This window comes from Polaribacter sp., assembly GCF_039939415.1.
In the GTDB taxonomy this organism is placed as follows: Bacteria; Bacteroidota; Bacteroidia; order Flavobacteriales; family Flavobacteriaceae; genus Polaribacter.
Map to the genome: position 1 here is coordinate 1 of NZ_JBDVJE010000062.1, position 1,982 is coordinate 1,982.

1 protein-coding gene is annotated in these 1,982 nt (G+C 28.1%); it reads right to left on the minus strand.

The window, feature by feature from the left end:
• Positions 1-72: 72 nt before the first annotated feature.
• Entirely contained in the window at positions 73-1,542 is a 1,470-nt protein-coding gene (locus tag ABJG40_RS10255) for a sulfatase-like hydrolase/transferase (protein ID WP_348024482.1), read from the minus strand.
• Between the last annotated feature and the right edge of the window lie 440 nt (positions 1,543-1,982).

The following is a 1,982-nucleotide window of genomic DNA, read 5'->3' on the forward strand; positions in this document are numbered from 1 at the left end:
TTAGAATTTATCTTATATCAATAAAAAATTCTTAGAAAAAATAATTATCCTCTATAAAAAAAAACGACAAACCTATTTTATATTTTTTAAAACTTTGTTTCGCTGTGATGGAGTAGTGTATTGTGCTTTTTTATTCTTCATCAACCTTTGGTGAATATGATAGGTAACATCCATCCATTCTTTTTCTTCTTGCCAAAGTGGTTCCATTATTTTTGTTTCCCAATTAGAAAGATTCTCCTCTAATAATTTTAATGTTTCAGGTTCTGTGTTTGATAAGTCTTTTGTTTCTCCAATATCTGTAGATAAATCATATAAAACATGTCCAAAGTTTTTCAACTTTATCAATTTAAAATTTTGATGACGCGTAGCAGATTCTTCTAACTTTCTCCAATATAAGTTTTCATGAGGATTTCCTGTTTTTTCCCCCTTTAAAAAAGGGATTAAGTTTACACCTTCTAGTTCTAAATTTTTTGTTACAGGTATATTTGCTGCAGCTATTGAGGTAGCAAAAATATCAAAAGAAGATGTTAATCCATTAAAAGTTGTGTTTGGTTTAATTCTATTTGGCCAACTCATTACAAAAGGAACTCTATGTCCACCTTCAAACTTATTACCTTTCCAACCCTTTAAATGCCCGTTTTTAGAGGTGTTTGTTTTTGCGCCACCATTATCACTCAAGAAATAAATAAGTGTATTGTCAAGCAGTTTTAATTCTTCTAGTTTTTTTGTCAGTTTACCAATGTTTTCATCTAAAGACCAAGTCATGGCAGCTAATTTTTGCCTAGAATGATTTTTATATTTTTCTAAATGTTCCTTTTTTGCATGCATAGGCGTGTGAACTGCATTGTATGCTAAATACATAAAGAAAGGTGTGTTTTTGTTTTGTTCTACAAATTTTACAGAATAATCTCCTAAAACATCTGTTAAATATCCATCAAATTGTACTCTTTCTCCATTATGTTGCAACATATGATTTTTTGATGGTTTTTTTAAAGGGAAATAAGATCTTGCTCCAGCTAAAAATCCATAAAATTCATCAAAACCTCTTTTGTTAGGATGATCTGTTTCTGTACCTCCTAAATGCCATTTACCTAAGGCAATTGTTTTGTATTCATTTTTCTGAAAGACATCTGCAATTGTAACAACTTTATCTGCTAAACCAATATCTCCACTATCTCCATAACCAGTTGCATTTGCTTCAAAGCCAAAGCTTTGTTGGTGTTTTCCAGTCATTATTCCTGCTCTAGAAGGCGCGCAAACCGTTGCTGTTACATGAGCATCCGTAAATACAACGCCATTTTTTGCCAGTTTATCAATTTCTGGAGTTTCTAAATCTTTAGATCCCATAAAACCAAAATCTACATAACCAGCATCATCAATAAGTATAACAATGATATTTGGTTTTTTAAGCGATGAATTTTGAGTTTCAGTTTTCTTTTCTAAAGCACTATAATGAGAGTTGTTTTTTTTACAAGAATAGCTAATTAGAAGCACAGTAAAAGTTATAAACGTAATTTTTATCAATTTATAATATCTAAACATACCTTTTATCTTTTTGTAGTTTTTGTAAAGTAATCTATTGTTTAAAAAAGTGAGCAATCTAAATTAGTCTTAGTAGTATAATATTACTATAAGTCTTTTATATGTGCAATATTATTATTTAAATTGATTTATTATTTACCATAAATAAAGACATTTGTATGCTTTACATTTAGAAAAGTTTCAATTTTTAGTAATAAAAATCTCTTATTGTCTTAACTAGAAAAGAATTTACTAAAGATGCAACATTTTAACCCCCTTTATGATAAAGCAGTTTCTTACTTTTATTATAATTTTGAAATAGAGAATACTGTTTAATTTTCAAGTAAATCAAACTCAATATATCAAATAAATAATTTATAAATGAATAAGCATTTCTATCTTTTAGTAATTTCTTTTTTAGTTTTATCTTGTAGTAAGTCAAACGAAAAGCCAATATATTT

Bases quoted from the DNA above. Each gene is read 5' to 3' on its own strand.
- ABJG40_RS10255 (WP_348024482.1), bottom strand. From the start codon at position 1,542: ATGTTTAGATATTATAAATTGATAAAAATTACGTTTATAACTTTTACT.